14 protein-coding genes are annotated in these 16,993 nt (G+C 70.4%); 9 read left to right on the forward strand and 5 right to left on the reverse strand.

Annotated elements, in window-relative coordinates; translation table 11 throughout:
- Positions 1 to 3: 3 nt before the first annotated feature.
- The 3 genes from AB0O34_RS11015 (at position 4) to AB0O34_RS11025 (ending at position 3,240) form a co-directional block, all read left to right on the forward strand.
- The gene (locus tag AB0O34_RS11015; RefSeq protein ID WP_363915043.1) at positions 4 to 1,683 is read left to right on the forward strand and encodes an FAD-dependent monooxygenase; all 1,680 of its coding nucleotides are present in this window, start codon (positions 4 to 6) and stop codon (positions 1,681 to 1,683) included.
- Positions 1,684 to 1,694: 11 nt separating this feature from the next.
- Positions 1,695 to 2,429 carry an endonuclease III gene (gene nth, locus AB0O34_RS11020; protein WP_363915116.1) on the forward strand — a complete coding sequence of 245 codons (735 nt, stop codon included), beginning with the start codon at positions 1,695 to 1,697 and terminating at the stop codon, positions 2,427 to 2,429.
- 160 nt (positions 2,430 to 2,589) lie between these two features.
- A complete protein-coding gene (locus AB0O34_RS11025; protein ID WP_363915045.1) occupies positions 2,590 to 3,240 on the forward strand; it encodes a CoA pyrophosphatase in 651 nt (216 codons plus the stop codon).
- Between the two features lie 7 nt (positions 3,241 to 3,247).
- On the opposite strand, the gene AB0O34_RS11030 is transcribed toward AB0O34_RS11025, so the two are convergent.
- Positions 3,248 to 3,796, reverse strand: a complete 549-nt coding sequence (locus AB0O34_RS11030; protein ID WP_363915047.1) for a HEAT repeat domain-containing protein — start codon at positions 3,794 to 3,796, stop codon at positions 3,248 to 3,250.
- A 398-nt stretch (positions 3,797 to 4,194) separates the two neighbouring features.
- On the opposite strand from AB0O34_RS11030, the gene AB0O34_RS11035 reads away from it, so the two are divergent.
- The gene (locus tag AB0O34_RS11035; protein ID WP_363915049.1) at positions 4,195 to 5,385 is read left to right on the forward strand and encodes a MarP family serine protease; all 1,191 of its coding nucleotides are present in this window, start codon (positions 4,195 to 4,197) and stop codon (positions 5,383 to 5,385) included.
- On the opposite strand, the gene AB0O34_RS11040 is transcribed toward AB0O34_RS11035, so the two are convergent.
- From AB0O34_RS11040 to acs, 4 genes are all read right to left on the reverse strand, one after another.
- The gene (locus AB0O34_RS11040) at positions 5,382 to 5,882 is read right to left on the reverse strand and encodes a DUF309 domain-containing protein (protein ID WP_363915051.1); all 501 of its coding nucleotides are present in this window, start codon (positions 5,880 to 5,882) and stop codon (positions 5,382 to 5,384) included. The two genes, AB0O34_RS11035 and AB0O34_RS11040, sit on opposite strands and share 4 nt — an antisense overlap.
- Before the next feature lie 32 nt (positions 5,883 to 5,914).
- Positions 5,915 to 6,841: an alpha/beta hydrolase gene (locus tag AB0O34_RS11045; RefSeq protein WP_363915053.1), complete on the reverse strand. Its 927-nt coding sequence runs from the start codon at positions 6,839 to 6,841 to the stop codon at positions 5,915 to 5,917.
- 8 nt (positions 6,842 to 6,849) lie between these two features.
- Positions 6,850 to 7,383 (reverse strand): phage holin family protein, encoded by a 534-nt coding sequence (locus AB0O34_RS11050; RefSeq protein WP_363915055.1) that lies wholly within the window; start codon positions 7,381 to 7,383, stop codon positions 6,850 to 6,852.
- Positions 7,384 to 7,805: 422 nt separating this feature from the next.
- A complete protein-coding gene (gene acs, locus AB0O34_RS11055; protein WP_363915057.1) occupies positions 7,806 to 9,782 on the reverse strand; it encodes an acetate--CoA ligase in 1,977 nt (658 codons plus the stop codon).
- Positions 9,783 to 10,190: 408 nt separating this feature from the next.
- Between acs and AB0O34_RS11060 the strand changes: the two genes are divergently transcribed.
- From AB0O34_RS11060 to AB0O34_RS11080, 5 genes are all read left to right on the forward strand, one after another.
- Entirely contained in the window at positions 10,191 to 11,000 is an 810-nt protein-coding gene (locus AB0O34_RS11060; RefSeq protein WP_363915059.1) for an oxidoreductase, read from the forward strand.
- 1,300 nt (positions 11,001 to 12,300) lie between these two features.
- The gene (gene ssd, locus AB0O34_RS11065) at positions 12,301 to 13,341 is read left to right on the forward strand and encodes a septum site-determining protein Ssd (protein ID WP_363915061.1); all 1,041 of its coding nucleotides are present in this window, start codon (positions 12,301 to 12,303) and stop codon (positions 13,339 to 13,341) included.
- Positions 13,338 to 14,504, forward strand: a complete 1,167-nt coding sequence (locus AB0O34_RS11070) for a TadA family conjugal transfer-associated ATPase (protein ID WP_363915063.1) — start codon at positions 13,338 to 13,340, stop codon at positions 14,502 to 14,504. The genes ssd and AB0O34_RS11070 overlap by 4 nt, the downstream gene beginning before the upstream one ends.
- 123 nt (positions 14,505 to 14,627) lie before the next feature.
- Entirely contained in the window at positions 14,628 to 15,347 is a 720-nt protein-coding gene (locus AB0O34_RS11075) for a type II secretion system F family protein (protein ID WP_363915066.1), read from the forward strand.
- 552 nt (positions 15,348 to 15,899) lie between these two features.
- A complete protein-coding gene (locus tag AB0O34_RS11080; RefSeq protein ID WP_363915068.1) occupies positions 15,900 to 16,526 on the forward strand; it encodes a type II secretion system F family protein in 627 nt (208 codons plus the stop codon).
- Positions 16,527 to 16,993: the final 467 nt, after the last annotated feature.

Consider the following 16,993-nt stretch of genomic DNA (forward strand, 5'->3'; position numbering starts at 1 on the left):
CTGATGGACGATCGGCAGGTTGACGTTCTGATCGTCGGTGGCGGCACCGTGGGGCTGTTCAGCGCGCTGTTCCTGTCCAGGCTCGGCGTGTCCACGCTGACCGTGGACCGCCACCCCGCGCCTCTCGTCCACCCCCGGGCCATGGGCATCGGCCCCCGGACGGTGGAACTGCTCCGAGAAGCCGGCATCGCCGACGCGGTCGACGCCGTATGCATGGACATGTCAGGCAGCGACCTGCAGATGTTCAGCACGCCCACGTTGGCCGAGGCCGACCTCCCCGCGCTCGCTGCCAAAGCGCTCCCGCGCCTGGGCGATTTCGACCACGTCACGCCGCAGACGCTGAGGGGCACCTGCCCGCAGAGCGAGCTCGACAAGGTGGTCCTGGACGCCGCGCGCACCCAGGGCGCAGACGTGAGGTTCGGCACCGAACTGCGCGCGTTCACGCAGGACGAGTCGGGAGTGACCGCTGAGCTCGACGGGCCGCACGGTCGTACCGGAGTGCGGGCCCGGTACATGGTGGCGGCCGACGGCGCGCGAAGCGGAGTGCGCGCCGCCCTGGGGATCGGGACCTCCGGCCCCGGCACCCTGGGCCTGCCCCTGATCAGCATGCTCTTCCGCAGCGACCTGAGCGGGCTGACCCAGGGGCAGACGTTCACCATGTGCGAGATCACCACGCCGGCGGCCCCGGGCGGCCTCCTACCGGTCGACGGGAAACGGGAGTGGATCTACCACACCCGGTACGACCCCGCCACCGGCCGGTCGCCAGCCGATTTCACCCCGGAGCTCTGCCTCGGGCTCATCCGCGCCGCGGTGGGCGTGCCCGCCCTGGACGCCGAGGTCGTCAGCGTCCTGCCCTGGCAGGTCCGGGGCGCGGTCGCGGACCACTTCCACACGGCGCGCGTCCTGCTCACGGGCGACGCCGCCCATGTCGTGCCGCCGGTGGGGGCCTTCGGCATGAACACCGGGGTCGCGGACGCGCATAACCTCGCGTGGAAACTGGCGTACGTGCTGAGCGGCGCGGCCGGGCCCGGCCTGCTGGAGACCTACGAGGCCGAACGCCGACCCGTGGCGCTGACCACGCTCGAACAGGCGCTCAACCGCCTAGGCGACCCTTCGTTGCACTGGGGGCGCGGCCCTGAGGCGGCGGCGCGGCGCGCGGCGGCCGGCACGCTCAACGCCCCCGTCCTCCACCTCGGCTACCGGTACGACTCCGCGGCCGTCATCGACGCTCGGCCAGCGCTGCCGTCGGCCGAGGACGTCGAGGCCGACCTGGACGGAGCGCCCGGATCGCGCCTCCCACACGTGTGGCTGAGCCGGTCAGGGACGCGGGTGTCCACCCTCGACCTGGTGCGCTCCCGGTTCACTCTGCTCACCGGCCCAGGCGGCGCGGCATGGCTCGATGCCGCCCGGGACGTGTCGGCCGAACTGGACGTCGAGGTGGACGGCCACCGTATCGGCCGACGTCCCGGTCCGGACGGCGAACTGGGGGATCCCGAGGCCCGCTGGCCGGACGTAGCCGGAATCGGTGAGACCGGGACGGTCCTCGTCCGGCCGGACGGCTTCGTCGGCTGGCGTGCCACGTCCCTTCCCGCCTTCCCCGGTGCGGTGTTGTACGAGGTCCTGGCGAAACTGCTCTGTTCTCCATCGGCGGAAGAGAAGCCGATGGACTTGCGCGTACGCTGACGCGTATGGCGATGCAGGTGACTCCGGTGCGGCGGGCTCGACGGGTTCAGAACGAGACCCGGTTGGGGTTGGTCCGCAGGGTCCGGCGGATGTACCGGATCTTGGCTGAGACCTACCCCGACGCGCACTGCGAGTTGAACTTCAGTACCCCGTTCGAGCTTCTGATCGCCACGGTGATGTCGGCTCAGACGACCGATGTGCGGGTGAACATGGTCACGCCGACGCTGTTCGCGAAGTATCCCACGCCTGATGATCTGGCTGTGGCTGATCCGGAGGAGGTCGAGGAGATCATCAAGTCGACCGGGTTCTTCCGGGCGAAGACCAAGTCGATCATCGGGTTGTCGGTGGCGCTGCGGGACAGGTTCGGTGGTGAGGTGCCCAGGTCGCTGGAGGAGCTCGTCACCCTGCCCGGGGTGGGCAGGAAGACCGCCAACGTGGTGCTCGGCAACGCGTTCGACGTGCCGGGGATCACGGTCGACACCCACTTCCAGCGGCTCACCCGCCGCTTCGGGTGGACCACGGAGACCGACCCGGTCAAGATCGAGCACGCCGTGGGCGACCTGATCCCGAAGAGCGAGTGGACGCAGATGTCCCACTACCTGATCTGGCACGGCCGCCGCATCTGCCACGCCCGCAGGCCGGCCTGCGGCGTGTGCCCGCTCGCGAGCCTGTGCCCGTCCTACGGCGAGGGCACGACCGATCCCGCGCAGGCGGCGAAACTCGTCCGCACCGGCCCGTTCTCGTGACCGACCGGCCCGTCCCGCCGGGGGCGACCCGACCCGTCCGTACCGGCCCCTGATCGGCCCGTCCCGCCGGGCCGTCGGCGTCACGCTGTCTGTGCCTCCCTGGGCCACTTTGGGGAAGCAGCCGGATGCCGCTGATGTTGCTCCCCGCAGGAGGTATCGCATGACTGCGCCCGTGCCCGGCTGGCTGAACGACCTCGCGGCCAGCGCCCCCGGCCGTCCCGTCCCCGCCCCCATGCGGCCCCCGCTCGACGGCGGGCGCCACGCGGCGGTCCTGCTGCTGTTCGGCGAGTCGGCAGACGGGCCCGACGTCCTGCTCATCCAGCGCAGCGCGAAGGGGCGCAACCACGCGGGTCAGCCCGCGTTCCCCGGTGGAGGGGTGGATCCCGGCGACGGCGGCCCCGTGGGGGCCGCTCTGCGCGAGGCCGAGGAGGAGACGGGCCTCGATCCGAGCGGCGTCCACGTGATCGGCACGCTGCCGGAGCTGTACATCTGGCGGAGCGACAACCGGGTGACGCCCGTGCTGGGCTGGTGGCACACGCCGTGCGCGGTGCACGCCGCCTCGCCCGACGAGGTCGAGGCGGTGGCACGCGTGCCGATCGCCGAGCTGGCCGACCCCGCCAACCGCCTGCGGCTGCGCTTCCCGGGCGGCCACGCCGCCGGGCCCGCCTTCCGGGTGCGGGGCATGCTCGTCTGGGGCTTCACCGCGGGCGTGCTCGACGACGTGCTGGCGGTCACCGGCTTCGAACGCCCCTGGGACGACGGCCGCGTCGAAAACCTGCCACCCGACGTCCTCAGGCTCGCCCGGCGCTGACGAGCCGCTACGGGAGTATCAGGCCGAGCGCCGCCCAGTCGGCCACGTCGTCATCGGGATCCCTGGCGAGCCGCCGCAGCGCCGCGAGCCCCGCCGGGTCGGCCGGACGGCCAAGGACGTGCGACAGCGCGTACGCCGCCCCGTAGCGCACGGTCGCGTCGTGGTGCGTGGCCAGCTCGATGACCGACGGCAGGGCCCTCGGGTCACGCAGGTGCCCGAAGGCGATCAGCACCGCGTGGAGCACCCGTACGTCGTCGTCGCCGGCGGCCAGGTAGCGCAGGATGGAAAGCGTCTTGTCGATGAAGGGACGCTGCGGCGCGCCGAGCTCCCCGAGGATGTCCACGCCCAGCACCCGCTCGGCGCGGGAATCGCTCGCGCAGAGCCTTCTGGCCTCGGTGAAGGTCTCCAGATCGCCCCTGGCGTGAAGGGCGCCGACGGCCTTCCACCTGGTCGGGCCGTCTGGATCCTCGTCGGCGAGCGCGATCGCGATCAGCTCGCCGACGCCGCGCGCGGCCAGGCCGTGGCCCGTGCCTTCCCACCGGAGAGGTGGCCTCACTAAGCTCGGCTCCCTGACGTTCCCCGGTGTCGGTTCGAGCACGTTTTCCCACCCTTGCTGTCGTTCCTCCGTGTTCCCCGGCCCCGAGCCCCGAGAGCTTTCCGTCCCCGTTTCTCGTACCTCGGCGGATTGGGAGTCTCGTACATTGGCTTGGCCACGTTCATACGAGTTACCCGCGCTTTGGCCGGTTACATTCCCTGTGTCAGGCCCGTGTGGGTTTTCTGGGCCGGGCGGCGCGCCGGTGCCACTGCTCCCGTGGGAGCGGCTCCTGGCGCCCGTGCCCGTGCCGGGGTGCCCGTCCGTACGCCTGTCGTTCGACCCCCCGATCGATACCATGGCGGCAACGATATCGAGCCAACGGGTGCGCGGCTTGTGGCCGCGCTGGATACCGTTGAAGCGTGAGCGGCGATCTCCTCGACTTCATCCTGATTGTTCTCGTGATTGCCTTTGCCGTTTCCGGCTACCGGCAGGGCTTCATCATCGGGGCTTTCAGCTTCCTCGGTTTCGTCGGGGGAGGTTTTCTCGGGGTCCTGATCGCGCCGCCGATCGCCCACGCGGTCGTCAGCGCCTCCACGGAGCAGGCGTTGCTCGCCATCGTGATCGTGTTCCTGGCGGCGGTCGTCGGCCAGTTCGCCTCCTCCACGATCGGCGCGGTCGTCCGCAGCCATGTCACCTGGGAGCCCGCGCGCACGGTCGACGCGGTCGGCGGCACCTTCACCAGCGCGTTGTCCGTGCTGGTGATCGCGTGGCTGATCGGCTCGCTGCTCTCCGTCGCCCCCTTTCCGTGGCTACGACAGCAGACCAACGGCTCGCTCCTGCTGCAGACCGTCGACACGGCGATGCCCGAGAAGGCCAAGGACTGGCGGCTCTCGTTCAAGAAGTTCGTGGACACCTCGGAGTTCCCGCAGGTGTTCAACGCCATCGGCGGTGGCCAGTTCGTCGACGTCCCGCCGCCCGACGCGAGCGTGGTCAAGGGGCCCCAGCTCCAGAAGGCCCGCCGCGCGATCGTCAAGGTCCAGGGCACGGCGCCCGCCTGCCGCAAACTCATCGAGGGCACCGGCTTCGTCTTCGCCCCCCACCGCATCATGACCAACGCCCACGTGGTCGCCGGGGTCACCCAGGAGCTGAGGGTCACCGACGCGAACCGCGTGCGGCACGACGCCCAGGTCGTGCTCTACAACCCCGACAGGGACATCGCCATCCTGTACGTCCCCGACCTCGACGTGGCGCCGCTGAAGTTCGACTACACCGCCGAGAGCCAGGACGACGCGATCATCGCGGGGTTCCCCAGGAGCAAGGGCTTCACCACCAAGCCGGCCCGGATCCGCGTCAAGCAGAACGCCAAGGCGTCGGACATCTACTCGCGCAAGACCGTCACCCGTGAGGTCTACGCGATCCGCGGGCTGGTGCAGGCCGGGAACTCCGGCGGCCCGCTGCTCACCCCCAGCGGCCAGGTGTACGGGGTGATCTTCGCCGCGGCGACCGACGAGCCGGACACCGGATACGCGCTCACCGCCTCAGAGGTGCGGCCCGACGCCGACGACGGCAGCGGCGCCCTCGCCCGCGTCGACACCCAGGACTGCGACTAGCCGCCCCCTGAGGGTCTCAAGATCTCGGCCACGCGGGTGATCGCCGCGCCGGGGTCGGACACCGGGTGCTCCGCCAGGTCGCGCGCGGTGCGCACCATCTCGTCCAGGTCGAAGGGCTGACGTGGCTCGGGTGTGCTGTATCGCCCGATGCTGTCGGCCCCACGGTTGAGCAGGGTGGCCGCCCCTCGGGCGTTGCCCCGCTGGATGTGGGTGAGCCCGACGCAGACCTGCGCCAGGCCCTGCCAGAGCTCGCGTTCCTCGGTCGGCCCGGTCTTCCAGCGGGCCTCCAGCACCTCGTGGGCGTGGAAGGGCCGTCCCTCGGCGAGGTAGTGCACCGCGTCGGTCACGGCCTGGTCAGCGCCGGGCGCGTAGTCGTCCGGGACGCGCTCGACACCGGTCGCGCCCTTGGGGAGGGGACGGCCCAGCGCGTCCCGGGGACGGGCGTTGCGCGGCCGTCCAGCGGGATCCCTGTCGCGCCCCACGGGCTGCCCGATCACCGGTCGTCCTGGCTCATCCTGGCTCCGTGCCGTCATCGGTCGGGCTCGGGGTCGCCGAGCCACCCCAGCAGTTCGGCGTCGAACTGCTCGGGGCGCTCCTCGTGCGGGAAGTGGCCCGCGCCCTCGATGAGCCGCCAGCGGTACGGCGCGGCGACGTACCTGCTGGACCCCTGGGCCGTACGCGGCAGCGTGCAGGAGTCGAGCGAACCGTGCATCTGCAGCGTCGGCATCTCGATCTCGGTGCGCATGAGCCTGCGGTAGCGCATGCCGTCCGGCCGCACCTGCGAGCGGACGAACCAGCGGTGGTACTCCAGCGCGCAGTGGGCGACCGTGGGGATGCGGAAGGCGTCGCGGTAGGTGCCGGCGACGTCCTCCTCCGGCCACTCGGGCCCCGACCAGGTGTCCAGCAGCTCCCCGACGCGCGAGGCGTTGTCCTTGGTCAGCCGCCGCTCGGGAAGCCATGGAAGCTGGGAGCCGAAAAGGTACCCGCTGGCCTTGAGCTGCCCGAAGGGCTCGGTCAGCATGGCCTGGCGCAACCGCAGGGGATGCGGGGCGGACACGGTGACCAGGCGGCGCACCGCCTTGGGGTCCGTCGCCCCCATCGTCCACGCGACCAGACCGCCCCAGTCGTGGCCGACCACGACCGCGCACGTCTCACCGAGCGCGCGGATCAACCCCGAGATGTTGCCCGCCAGCGCGGGCAGGTCGTATCCCCTGGGCGGCTTGTCGCTCGCCCCGTAGCCCCGCAGGTCCACCGCGACGGCCCGGTACCCGGCCTCGGGCAGGGACACGAGCTGGCGGCGCCAGGTCCACCAGAACTGCGGGAAGCCGTGCAGCAGCAGCACGAGCGGACCCTCACCGGCCTCCGCGATGTGGAACATGCCGTTCCCCGCGTGGACGGAACGATGGGTCCAGGGCCCGGGTATCCGGGCCAGCGACTCGTCGGGACGCGTGCTCATGGCGTAGCTCACGGCCGGGGGCTCGTGTGCCCGGGGTCGGGGGCGTCGGTGTCAGTGGTCACGGGCACCCGGTGGTGGCCGACCTGCCCCGCCGTGGGGCCACGGTAGGGCTCTGGCACGGGCGCGGGGCCCGTGGACGCAAGGGCGGCGAACTCGTCGTCCTGCCTGCCGCCGTCCTTGAGGTTCTTCAGGCTCCGGGTGGTGCGCTTCATCCCGGCGAGGCCCTTGAGCCTGCGGTAGCCGACGAAGGCGAGCAGCACGGCCACGATCAGGTAGAACGCGGTCACGATGGTGAACGCCAGCCACCGCATCATGCCGAGCTGCACGAGCCCGTAGGCGATCGCGAACGACGCGAGGATCAGGCACAGGTGGAGCATGAACGCGGCCACGCCGAAGAGCCCGGCCGCCGTGCCTACCCGTTTCGCGTCGAACTTCAGCTCGGCCTTCGCCAGCTCGATCTCCGAGCGGACCAGGGTGGATATGTGGTGGCTCGCCTGGGCGACGAGGGCGCCGAGCGATTCCTCCTCGGGCGGAGCGGCCATGTGTGCTCTCCTAACGGAAATTCCGGACACATTCATCTTGTGCGATGGTGCTTGTCGTCGCGCCTGGCCGGTTCGGACGTCCCACCCGAGGCCTGATCGCCGCGGCGATCATTTTCCCAGGCACGGGGCCCGGCTCCTCCGACAGTCTGGCCAGACCCGGCCGTACGGACAACCACGTGCCACCTAATATGCCCGGGAACTTCCCGATCACCGAAGATCCGACAGACCAGTTGGACTCCCGAACTAACCGGACATCCGGGCACTCCCATCCCAAGACTACTTAACGTGATCGCGGCACGGGCCGTGTGGGTTCGCGTCCGGACACGCGGAAGGCGCGGACCCGAAACCGGATCCGCGCCTTTTCCCGTCTCGCCGACCGGCGAGGGCGGACAGTGCTCGGTCAGTGCTCGGTCAGTGCTCCGTCAGGCCTCGGTCGAGGCCGAGGGCAGCTTCTCGGAGATGAGGTTCATCACGGAGCTGTCGGCCAGGGTGGTGACGTCGCCGATGCTGCGGTTCTCGGCCACGTCGCGGAGCAGCCGGCGCATGATCTTGCCGGAACGGGTCTTGGGAAGCTCGGGCACCACCAGGATCTGGCGCGGCTTGGCGATCGGGCCGAGGGCCTTGGCCACGTGGTCGCGCAGCTCCTTGGCGATGTTCACGCCCTCCTCGGCGCTGCCGCGCAGGATGACGAACGCCACGATGGCCTGGCCGGTGATCGGGTCGGTGGCGCCCACGACCGCGGCCTCGGCGACCTTCGGGTGGGACACCAGCGCCGACTCCACCTCGGTGGTCGAGATGTTGTGACCCGACACGAGCATGACGTCGTCGACCCGGCCGAGCAGCCACAGGTCGCCGTCCTGGTCTCGCTTGGCGCCGTCCCCGGGGAAGTACATCCCCTCGAAGCGGGACCAGTAGGTGTCGGCGTAGCGCTTGTCGTCGCCCCAGATGCCGCGGAGCATCGACGGCCACGGCTCGCGGACGACCAGGAAGCCGCCGCCGCCGTCGGGCACGGACTTGGCTTCGTCGTCGACCACGTCGGCCACGATGCCGGGCAGCGGGCGCATCGCCGCGCCGGGCTTGCCGGAGGTCACGCCCGGCATCGGGCTGATCATGATGGCGCCCGTCTCGGTCTGCCACCAGGTGTCCACGACCGGGGTGCGGTTACCGCCGATGTGCTCGCGGTACCAGACGTACGCCTCGGGGTTGATCGGCTCCCCGACGGACCCGAGGACGCGCAGGCTCGACATGTCGTACTTGGCGGGGATGTCGTCGCCCCACTTCATGAACGTGCGGATCGCGGTGGGCGCGGTGTACAGGATGGTCACCCCGTACTTCTGCACGATCTCCCAGAAGCGGCCCCGGTGCGGGGTGTCGGGCGTGCCCTCGTAGATGACGCTGGTCGCCCCGTTGGCCAGCGGACCGTACACGATGTAGGAGTGCCCGGTGACCCAGCCGATGTCGGCGGTGCACCAGTAGACGTCCGACTCCGGCTTGAGGTCGAAGACCGCGTGGTGCGTCCAGGCGACCTGCGTGAGATAGCCGCCGGTGGTGTGCAGGATGCCCTTCGGGTTACCGGTCGTGCCGCTGGTGTAGAGGATGTAGAGGGGATCCTCGGCGTCGTGCTGCACGGGGTCGTGCCGGTCGCTCTGCCGGTCGACCAGGTCGTGCCACCAGATGTCCTTCTCGGTACGCGGGAGATCCTCGCCGGTCCTGCGGACGACGAGCACGTGCTCGATGCCCGGGCACTCGGCGACGGCCTCGTCCACGGTCGGCTTGAGCGCGCTCGGCGCGCCCCTGCGGTAGCCGCCGTCGGCGGTGATGACGAGCTTGGCGTCGGCGTCCTTGATGCGCCCGCTGAGCGCGCTGGCGGAGAACCCGCCGAAGACGACTGAGTGGATCGCGCCGACGCGGGCGCACGCGAGCATGGCGATCGGCAGCTCGGGGATCATCGGCATGTAGATCGCGACCCGGTCGCCCTTGCCCACGCCCAGCTCCGTCAGGGCGTTGGCGGCCTTGCTGACCTCGCGTAGCAGGTCTGAGTAGGTGAGCGTGCGGTTGTCGCCGTCGGGCTCGCCCTCCCAGTAGTACGCCACCTTGTCGCCGCGCCCGGCCTCGACGTGCCGGTCGACGCAGTTGTAGGCGACGTTCAGCGTGCCGCCCAGGAACCACTTGGCGAAGGGGGGATTCCACTCAAGAGTGGTCTCCCAGCGCTGCCCCCAGGTCAGCCGGTCGGCCGCCCGCTCCCAGAACCCGAGACGATCGTTCGCCGCCTCGTCGTAGGCGTCGGCCGTGACGTTCGCGGCCGCCGCCAGGTCTGCCGGGGGTGCGAACGTCCGGGTCTCGTGCAGCAGGTTCGACAGCGTCTCCTGGGTCTCGCGACCAGGGGTTTCCGGGGCCACAACGTACTCCTTCACATGGCCTGGCTCGATTGGGCTGGGTCCCACTTCACCAGGCTGGGGGCGGCGGGGACAAGAGGTGCGGACCGGCCTTGCCGGTCGGTGATCATGTCTGAAGTGGTTCACAACCGGCTTTACAGACAGTCACAAAAGCTGCGGATTCGTTGCGGGAATGATATCTAACAATAAATGTGACAGGTGCCAGAGCGGGTTTCCCTGGACCTCGTTGAACGGTATGAACCGCGCGCCGAACGGCTCAGCGCATTCGCCGGGCAGCCCACTGTTGACTCCCCGCTGGCGGACTTCTGAACCGCGTGCGACATTGCTCACACTTTCCTGGACTTCCCTTGACCCCACGTTGACCTGCGGTGGCGTATGACCGTGCCCTACTCGCGGGTAAGGTCGGGAGGCGTGAGCGACCCACTGGCTGTCATCGCCCGGCTTCCCGGCGTCCCCGAGGCCGTACAGGATGCCCGTACGGCCGTCGACCGACTCTACGGGCACCGCGTGCTGCGCCGGCGCGGGCCCGAGGTGTCGGCCGAGTCCGCCCTCCGTGGCGCGCGGGCCTCGGCGGCTCTGGAGGGCGCCGACCTCCCGCTGGAGACCCTACGGTCCGGGACGGCCGAGTCGCCGGTCGCGCAGGGGGCGCTCCGCGCGTCTTCCGAGGTAGGGAGGCTGTCCAAGACCTGGCGCACGGCGCCGCGGCAGGTCCTCGCGCGCCTGCACGCCGTGGCCGCCGCAGACCTCTACCGCGAGCCCGCCGGGCCCGGCGGCGGTGAGGACCTGCTGGGACGGCCCCGAACCGGCCCGGCGACATCCGACCTTCTGGGCCTTGGGCCGGCGCCCGGGGCGGAGGCCGCCGCGGCACGGACGGCCTCGCTCGTGTCGCTCATCACGACCCCCTCGAAGGCTCCCGCGCTGGTGCTCGCCGCCATCGTCCACGCCGAGCTGGTGGTGCTGCGCCCGTTCGGAACCGCCGACGGCCTGGTGGCGAGGGCGGCCGAGCGGCTCACGCTCGTCGAGTTCGGTCTGGACCCCAAGTCCCTGGTCGCGGTCGAGGTCGGCCACGTCGATTCGGGGGAGGCGTACAGGGAGAGCCTTCGGGGGTACCTGAAGGGGACCTCTGAAGGCGTCGCGGGCTGGGTACGTCACTGCGCCACGGCTGTGGAACTAGGCGCTCGCGAGTCCACCGCCATTTGTGAAGCACTCCAGCGCGGCTGACCTGCGGCTGGTGGCGTCGTGGGCGGGGTCCGTCTTGGAACGCCCCAGCGACAGGGCGATTTCGGCCCTGGCCTTGGCCGCGCCCGGGGTTGACCGGCCTCACCGAAACCCGCATGCGCTGGCACAGGACGTTCTGCGGACCCTTGGCGCATCCGCAGAAATATCTGTGCTGGGGCATCGCGGCGAAGCTAAATCGTGCGCTCCGGCCAGGTGAACGAGAAAATACTTACACACAAGCGAACGGCGTCCCTGGTCTGGGACGCCGTCGCCAGTACGCCACGCCGGGTTACCAAGCGTGCACCTCAAATCGTCGGAGCGGGTCAAGCCCGTCTCGACGCGCCTCCCGCGGCTGGTCGCGCGTGGGTGCCCGGCGGCCGTACTCGGACACTAGGTCCGTGCCACCTTTCTACGTCCGATCGGGCCTGATGGGAACCCCCCGGAGCAAGACCTTTACTGAGTTGTGGAGGGTACGACCCCGTGTGCGGCCGACGTCCCGGCCAAGCCGAAAGCCGTGCCGCGCTGCACTTGCCCACCATCCTGACATCAGAGTGTGTATCCACCTCGATCACCGCCTGTGATCGGACTCCCGTGGCCGTTTTTCGCACACTTCCAGTAGCCGCTCCGCTACGGCGAAAAAAAACTAGTGAAAAATAGAGATTGCTCCTCGACGGAACTTGAGTTCATCGGGCACCATACGTTGGTGTCTACATGACAGAGGCGATCGTGCTTGGGTTAGCCTTTGCGGCTCCCTTGCCAGGCCCTCGGTCAACGATGAAGGCTTTCTTCTAAAACGGGACCGGCTCTACCCCCCCGGAGCCGGACCGGTTGGCGACCCCCGCTCTCCCCCCCGGCGGGGGTCGCCCCTTTTCTCCGGGCACCCTTTCCCTCGGCCGCCCCCGCACGCGCTCCCGGCTGACGCCGCCCACGAAGCGGTGGTGCCACCCCACTCGCCCATCACGGTGACCACATACCCGAACCGCGCGATACCTGGGCCGGGTAGCAACCTTCCCTCCCGCCGGCATGCCCCCTCGTGTGGCATCATCTCTCCACTCGCCTAGAGCGGTGATCACGTACCTGGGCGGGGCGCCATTCTTCCTCCCGCTGGTATGTCTGTCTGGTCTCGGCGCCGGTACGGCGGGATCGGGTACGGCGAAGCCGGCGCCGTCGTACGGCGGGTGACCCCGTGCACGTCCGCGGACAGCGCGCCAGCGATCGAGTTATCCCCAGAACGACATTCGGGGCGACGGGCTTGGCATGAGGTCGCGCAAGGTGGGTCTCCCAACGACAGGGAGGCCATCACGTGAACCGTCCCCTGGTTATCACTGAAGACCAAGACCTGCTCGACGACCTTCTCCGGGTCGCCGCCGCGGCCGGCGTGGAGATCGACGTCGCGCACGCGGCCACGCATGCCCGGCCCTACTGGAAGCGGGCGCCGCTCGTCGTCGTCGGCACCGACGCGGCTGACGCGCTGGCGGCCACCGGCCCGCCACCGCGGCAAGGAGTGCTCCTCGTGACGCGCGCTCCCGAGGACCCGGCGATCTGGCGAAGATGCGTGGCCGTCGGCGCACAGGCCGTTCTGGAGCTCCCCGCCGCCGAAAGACAGCTGGTCGACGAGTTCGCCGAAGCCTCCGAGCCCATGGTCAGGGCCGGGCATACGGTCTCCGTCATCGGCGGCAGGGGCGGCGCGGGCGCCAGCGTGCTCGCCGCCTCCCTCGCTCTCGCGGGTTCCCGCCAGGGCCTGCGCACGTTGCTCGTGGACGCCGACCCCCTCGGCGGCGGCATCGACGTCGTCCTCGGCCAGGAGCAGGCCACCGGGGCACGATGGCCCGACGTCGTCGAGCGAGAGGGCCGGGTGAGCTTTACAGCCCTGCAGGAGGCCCTGCCCACGATCGGCGAGCTCACTGTGCTGTCGTGGCACCGTGGCGAGTCCCCGCCCATTCCCCCGGAGGCGATGCGGGCAGTGCTGGAGGCGGCCCACAGAGGATGCGATCTGGTCGTCGTCGATCTTCCTCGCCACGTGGGCCCGGCCGCCGCCGAGGCGCTGTCACGGGCGGCCTCGACCTTGCTCCTGGTGCCCGCCGATGTCAGGGGAGTGCTCGCGGCGTCGCAGGTGTTGATCGAGCTGCGCCGGCACACCTCGGCCCTGGGCGTGGTGGTTCGCAACGGAGCGCTGCACCCCGACGTGATCGCCAGCTCCCTCGGCCTGCCCTGCACCGGAGTCCTGCCCGACCAGAGAGGCCTCGCCGAGGCCTTGAACCGCGGAGACGCGCCCCCACTGGGCGACCGCACCCCCCTCGGCCGTTTCTGCGCCGAGTTCCTCCGCGCGCTGGAGCTTCGATGAGCCGTGGCATGGTGTCACCAGAGCTTGTGGAGGCCGTCCGGGTGCGCCTCGCGCGTACGGGCGCCGATCCCTCGGCCTCCCAGGTCGCCGCCGCCCTCCGCGCCGAGCGGGCGGTCCTCGGCGACGCCGAGATTCTTGCGGTCGCCCGTGCTCTGCGTGCCGACCTGATCGGCGCGGGGCCCCTGGAGCCGTTGCTCGTCGAGCCCGAGGTCACCGATGTCCTCGTGAACGGTCCCCGCGAAGTGTGGGTCGACGACGGCCACGGCCTGCGGCGCACCTCGGTGGTGTTCTCCGGTGACGACGAGGTCCGGCGGCTCGCCCAGAGGCTCGCCGCGGCGGCGGGAAGGCGCCTCGACGACGCCTGCCCCTACGTCGACGCGCGGCTGTCCGGTGGCGTGCGGCTGCACGCTGTTCTGCCGCCCGTCGCCCCCGAGGGCACGTGCTTGTCTCTCAGGCTTCCACCACGCAAGTCCTTCACGCTGGAGGAGCTGGTTCCGGGTCAGGGCGCCGTCGCGGTTCGCGCCATCATGGCCGCCCGGCTGGCCTTCCTGGTGACGGGCGGCACCGGCACAGGAAAGACAACGCTGTTGTCCGCGCTTCTGTCATTGGCGGATCCAGGTGAGCGGCTGCTCCTCGTGGAGGATTCCTCGGAGCTTCGCCCACTCCATCCGCACGTCGTCCGCCTGGAGGCCAGACCTTCCAACCTCGAAGGCGCCGGAGGGGTCGGCCTGCGAGACCTCGTCCGGCAGGCCCTTCGCATGCGGCCTGACCGCCTGGTCGTGGGAGAGGTGCGGGGTGCTGAGGTCGTTGATCTCTTGGCCGCGTTGAACACGGGCCACGACGGCGGTTGCGGCACCTTGCACGCGAACAACCCCGCCGATGTGCCCGCTCGGCTGGAAGCGCTGGCCTGTGCCGCGGGGCTGACCCGGGAGGCGGTCCACAGCCAGATCGCCGCAGCTCTCGACGCGGTGATCCACGTGGTCCGTGAGCCTCGAGGAGGGCGGCGGCGGGTCGCCGAAATCTGCCTCATGGAGCGCGAGCCGTCAGGTCTGGTCCGAGTGGTCCCGGCGCTCACCTTCCCCGCCACAGGCGATCCAAGACCCGGCCCCGCCCTCCCATCCCTCCTATCCCGAGCCCCCGGCGCCTGCCACCCAGCCCTCTAACGCACCACTCACACGCTTTCAGCGCTGGGCATGGCTGGGCGGCGAGCCCTCGCGGCCGGGCGGCGGCTCGCGGCGACCGACTCCGTCGGTTCACATCGATCTGATTTGGAAGGAGGGTTCGCGGTGGTGGTGGTTGCCGTGCTCCTGGCCTCCGCTGCGGCACTGCTGTGGACGGGGCCTGATCGGGAGACGGCCAGGCTGCTCTCGCTGATCCGTGCCGACGATGAGATGCGATGGAGGTTCGCGGTTCGTGTCCTGCGGTTCGCCCGTCGGCCGAGCCGTGCGCGTGAAGCCGCGGCCTGGCGCATGGCGTCGATCGAGTTGTGCCAGGGCCTCGTCGCCGAGCTCGCCACCGGCCGCACACCCGGGGAAGCCCTGTCCCGGGCGGTGTCCTGCCTCGAACCTCCCGACCCTGGCGTCCTTCGTCCAGTGGTCGCCGTCGCGCGCGATGGTGGAGACGTGGCCACAGCCCTGGAACGGGCGGCTCCTGATCATGGAGGGGAAGGGCTGTCGCGCCTTGCCGCCTGCTGGCGCATCAGCCTCACCGTGGGAGGAGGCCTGGCCGCGCTGATCGAGCGGGTCGGCGTTTCCCTCAGAGAAGCGGAGGCTCATCGCTCCGAGGTGGCGTCACAGCTTGCCGGTCCTCGCTCCACGGCCCGGCTGCTCGCGGGGCTTCCGGTGCTCGGGTTGCTTCTGGCAGCCGGGCTGGGCCTGCGGCCACTGTCCTTCTTGTTCGGCGGCCCGGCGGGCTTCGCCTGCCTTGGCGCGGGCGTGCTGCTGGACCTTACGGGTGTGTGGTGGACCAACCGGCTAGTAGCCCGCGCCCAGCGACCAGGCCCGTGACCCGTCGCGCGAACCTCGACAGCCTCGCGCCCCACCTCAAGGCCGACGGGGTCGCGCTCGACGGGTCCGTGACCTCATGGTCAAGGCTCGACGGCCCGAGACCCATCCCCAAAGCTCGACGGGCTCGCCATTCCCTGATCATGGGCCGACTGCCGAATGTCCCCTGCTGAACGATCGGACTGACCTATGGGCATCCTGCTCGCCGCCGGGCTCGCGGCACTTTCGACGTGGTTGTGGCTGACGCCGTGGGATCCCACCGAGCGCCTCATCCGATTGAGAATGCACGGCTGGATACCGGGAGTGCCGGATGTCCTTGAGCCGCGTGAAGCGAATCTCCCGTCCACAAGCGAGACCGTTGATCACTCGCCTCTTGGGCCGCCGGGAGCACGGCACGGCGGTAGCCATGAGGGCTCCGGGTTCAGCCGTCCGGCGGCGGACAGTCAAGATCACCTCCTTTCCCTCCGATCTGGTCGGCTGTCCCTCACAGGAACTAGAAAGACCGGCGTGCCGGTGTACCCGCTCACTCGACCGCGTACCTCTGACCGATCAGGAATGTCGACGAAGGAAGACCGGAGCCGGCATTCGCTGCGAGATGCCCTTTCTGTGCTCCTGGCGGCGTTAGGAGGCCTTCTCTTCATCGGTGGGCTGCCGGGTCTGGTCGGAGGCGCCGGCATCGGCGTCGTCGTGGCGGTGATGGCCCATCGCAGGGAACCAGGTGAGGTACGCCGAAGGCAGGCGCGCATCACGGCCGATCTCCCGTTCGCGATCGACCTCATGGTGTCCTGTCTACGGGCGGGCCAACCCGTCAGCGGGGCGGTGGAGGCAGCGGCGCGGGCGATGGGCGGTCCCCTGGGTGACCGTCTGGCGTGGGTGAACGGGCAGTTGCGGCTGGGCGCGCTGCCTGAGGCCGCCTGGTCGGCGTTGGAGCATGACCGCCCCCTCGCCGCCCTGGCCCGCGGTATGACCCGGGCATCGCTCAGCGGTGCGCCCGTCGCCGACGTGCTGTCCAGGCTCGCCGATGACGCCCGGCACGAGGCCCGAGCCGCCTCCTCCGCTGCCGCGCGACGTGTGGGAGTCCAGGCGGTCGCGCCCCTTGGGCTGTGCTTCCTTCCCGCATTCGTGTTTCTGGGAATCGTCCCGGTGGTCGCAGGGCTCGCCGCGCAGGTCTTCGGCGACTGATCTACCGGCCCCCGAGGCTGCCGGTGCATCCTTGCCGCCCGCAGGCTCCGAGCACCTTCTCCCCAGGCGCGGGAGGCCTATCCCCAGCCACCAAGGACATTCCTCACAGCACCGGTGACGTCCCTCACGGACCGATGACGTTCCCGCGACACCCGGGACCTTCCCGCGACACCCGGGACCTTCCCACGGCACCCGGGACCTTCCCACGGCACCCAAGACCTTCCTAACGGTCCCCAAGGGCCCCGGGACCTTCCCCACGGTATCCAGGACGTTCTCGCGAACACCGAGGCGTTCTCCACAGGCACCCAGGACTTTCCTCACGGCACTCCGGTCGGTTCCACGGCACGCAGGCGTTCTCCACGGGGACCAAGGGTTGTCCACAGGCTCGGCGGGTGGGCGGGTGTCCGTCCACAGGCTCGGCGGGTGGGCGGGTATTCGTCCACAGAATCCGGCTCGGTCCGAGGTCG

This window comes from Sphaerisporangium sp. NPDC088356, from assembly GCF_040685555.1.
GTDB lineage: Bacteria > Actinomycetota > Actinomycetes > Streptosporangiales > Streptosporangiaceae > Sphaerisporangium.

Bases quoted from the DNA above. Each gene is read 5' to 3' on its own strand.
- AB0O34_RS11015 (WP_363915043.1), top strand. From the start codon at position 4: ATGGACGATCGGCAGGTTGACGTTCTGATCGTCGGTGGCGGCACCGTG.
- nth (WP_363915116.1), top strand. From the start codon at position 1,695: ATGCAGGTGACTCCGGTGCGGCGGGCTCGACGGGTTCAGAACGAGACC.
- AB0O34_RS11025 (WP_363915045.1), top strand. From the start codon at position 2,590: ATGACTGCGCCCGTGCCCGGCTGGCTGAACGACCTCGCGGCCAGCGCC.
- AB0O34_RS11045 (WP_363915053.1), bottom strand. From the start codon at position 6,841: ATGAGCACGCGTCCCGACGAGTCGCTGGCCCGGATACCCGGGCCCTGG.
- AB0O34_RS11050 (WP_363915055.1), bottom strand. From the start codon at position 7,383: ATGGCCGCTCCGCCCGAGGAGGAATCGCTCGGCGCCCTCGTCGCCCAG.
- AB0O34_RS11070 (WP_363915063.1), top strand. From the start codon at position 13,338: ATGAGCCGTGGCATGGTGTCACCAGAGCTTGTGGAGGCCGTCCGGGTG.
- AB0O34_RS11080 (WP_363915068.1), top strand. From the start codon at position 15,900: ATGTCGACGAAGGAAGACCGGAGCCGGCATTCGCTGCGAGATGCCCTT.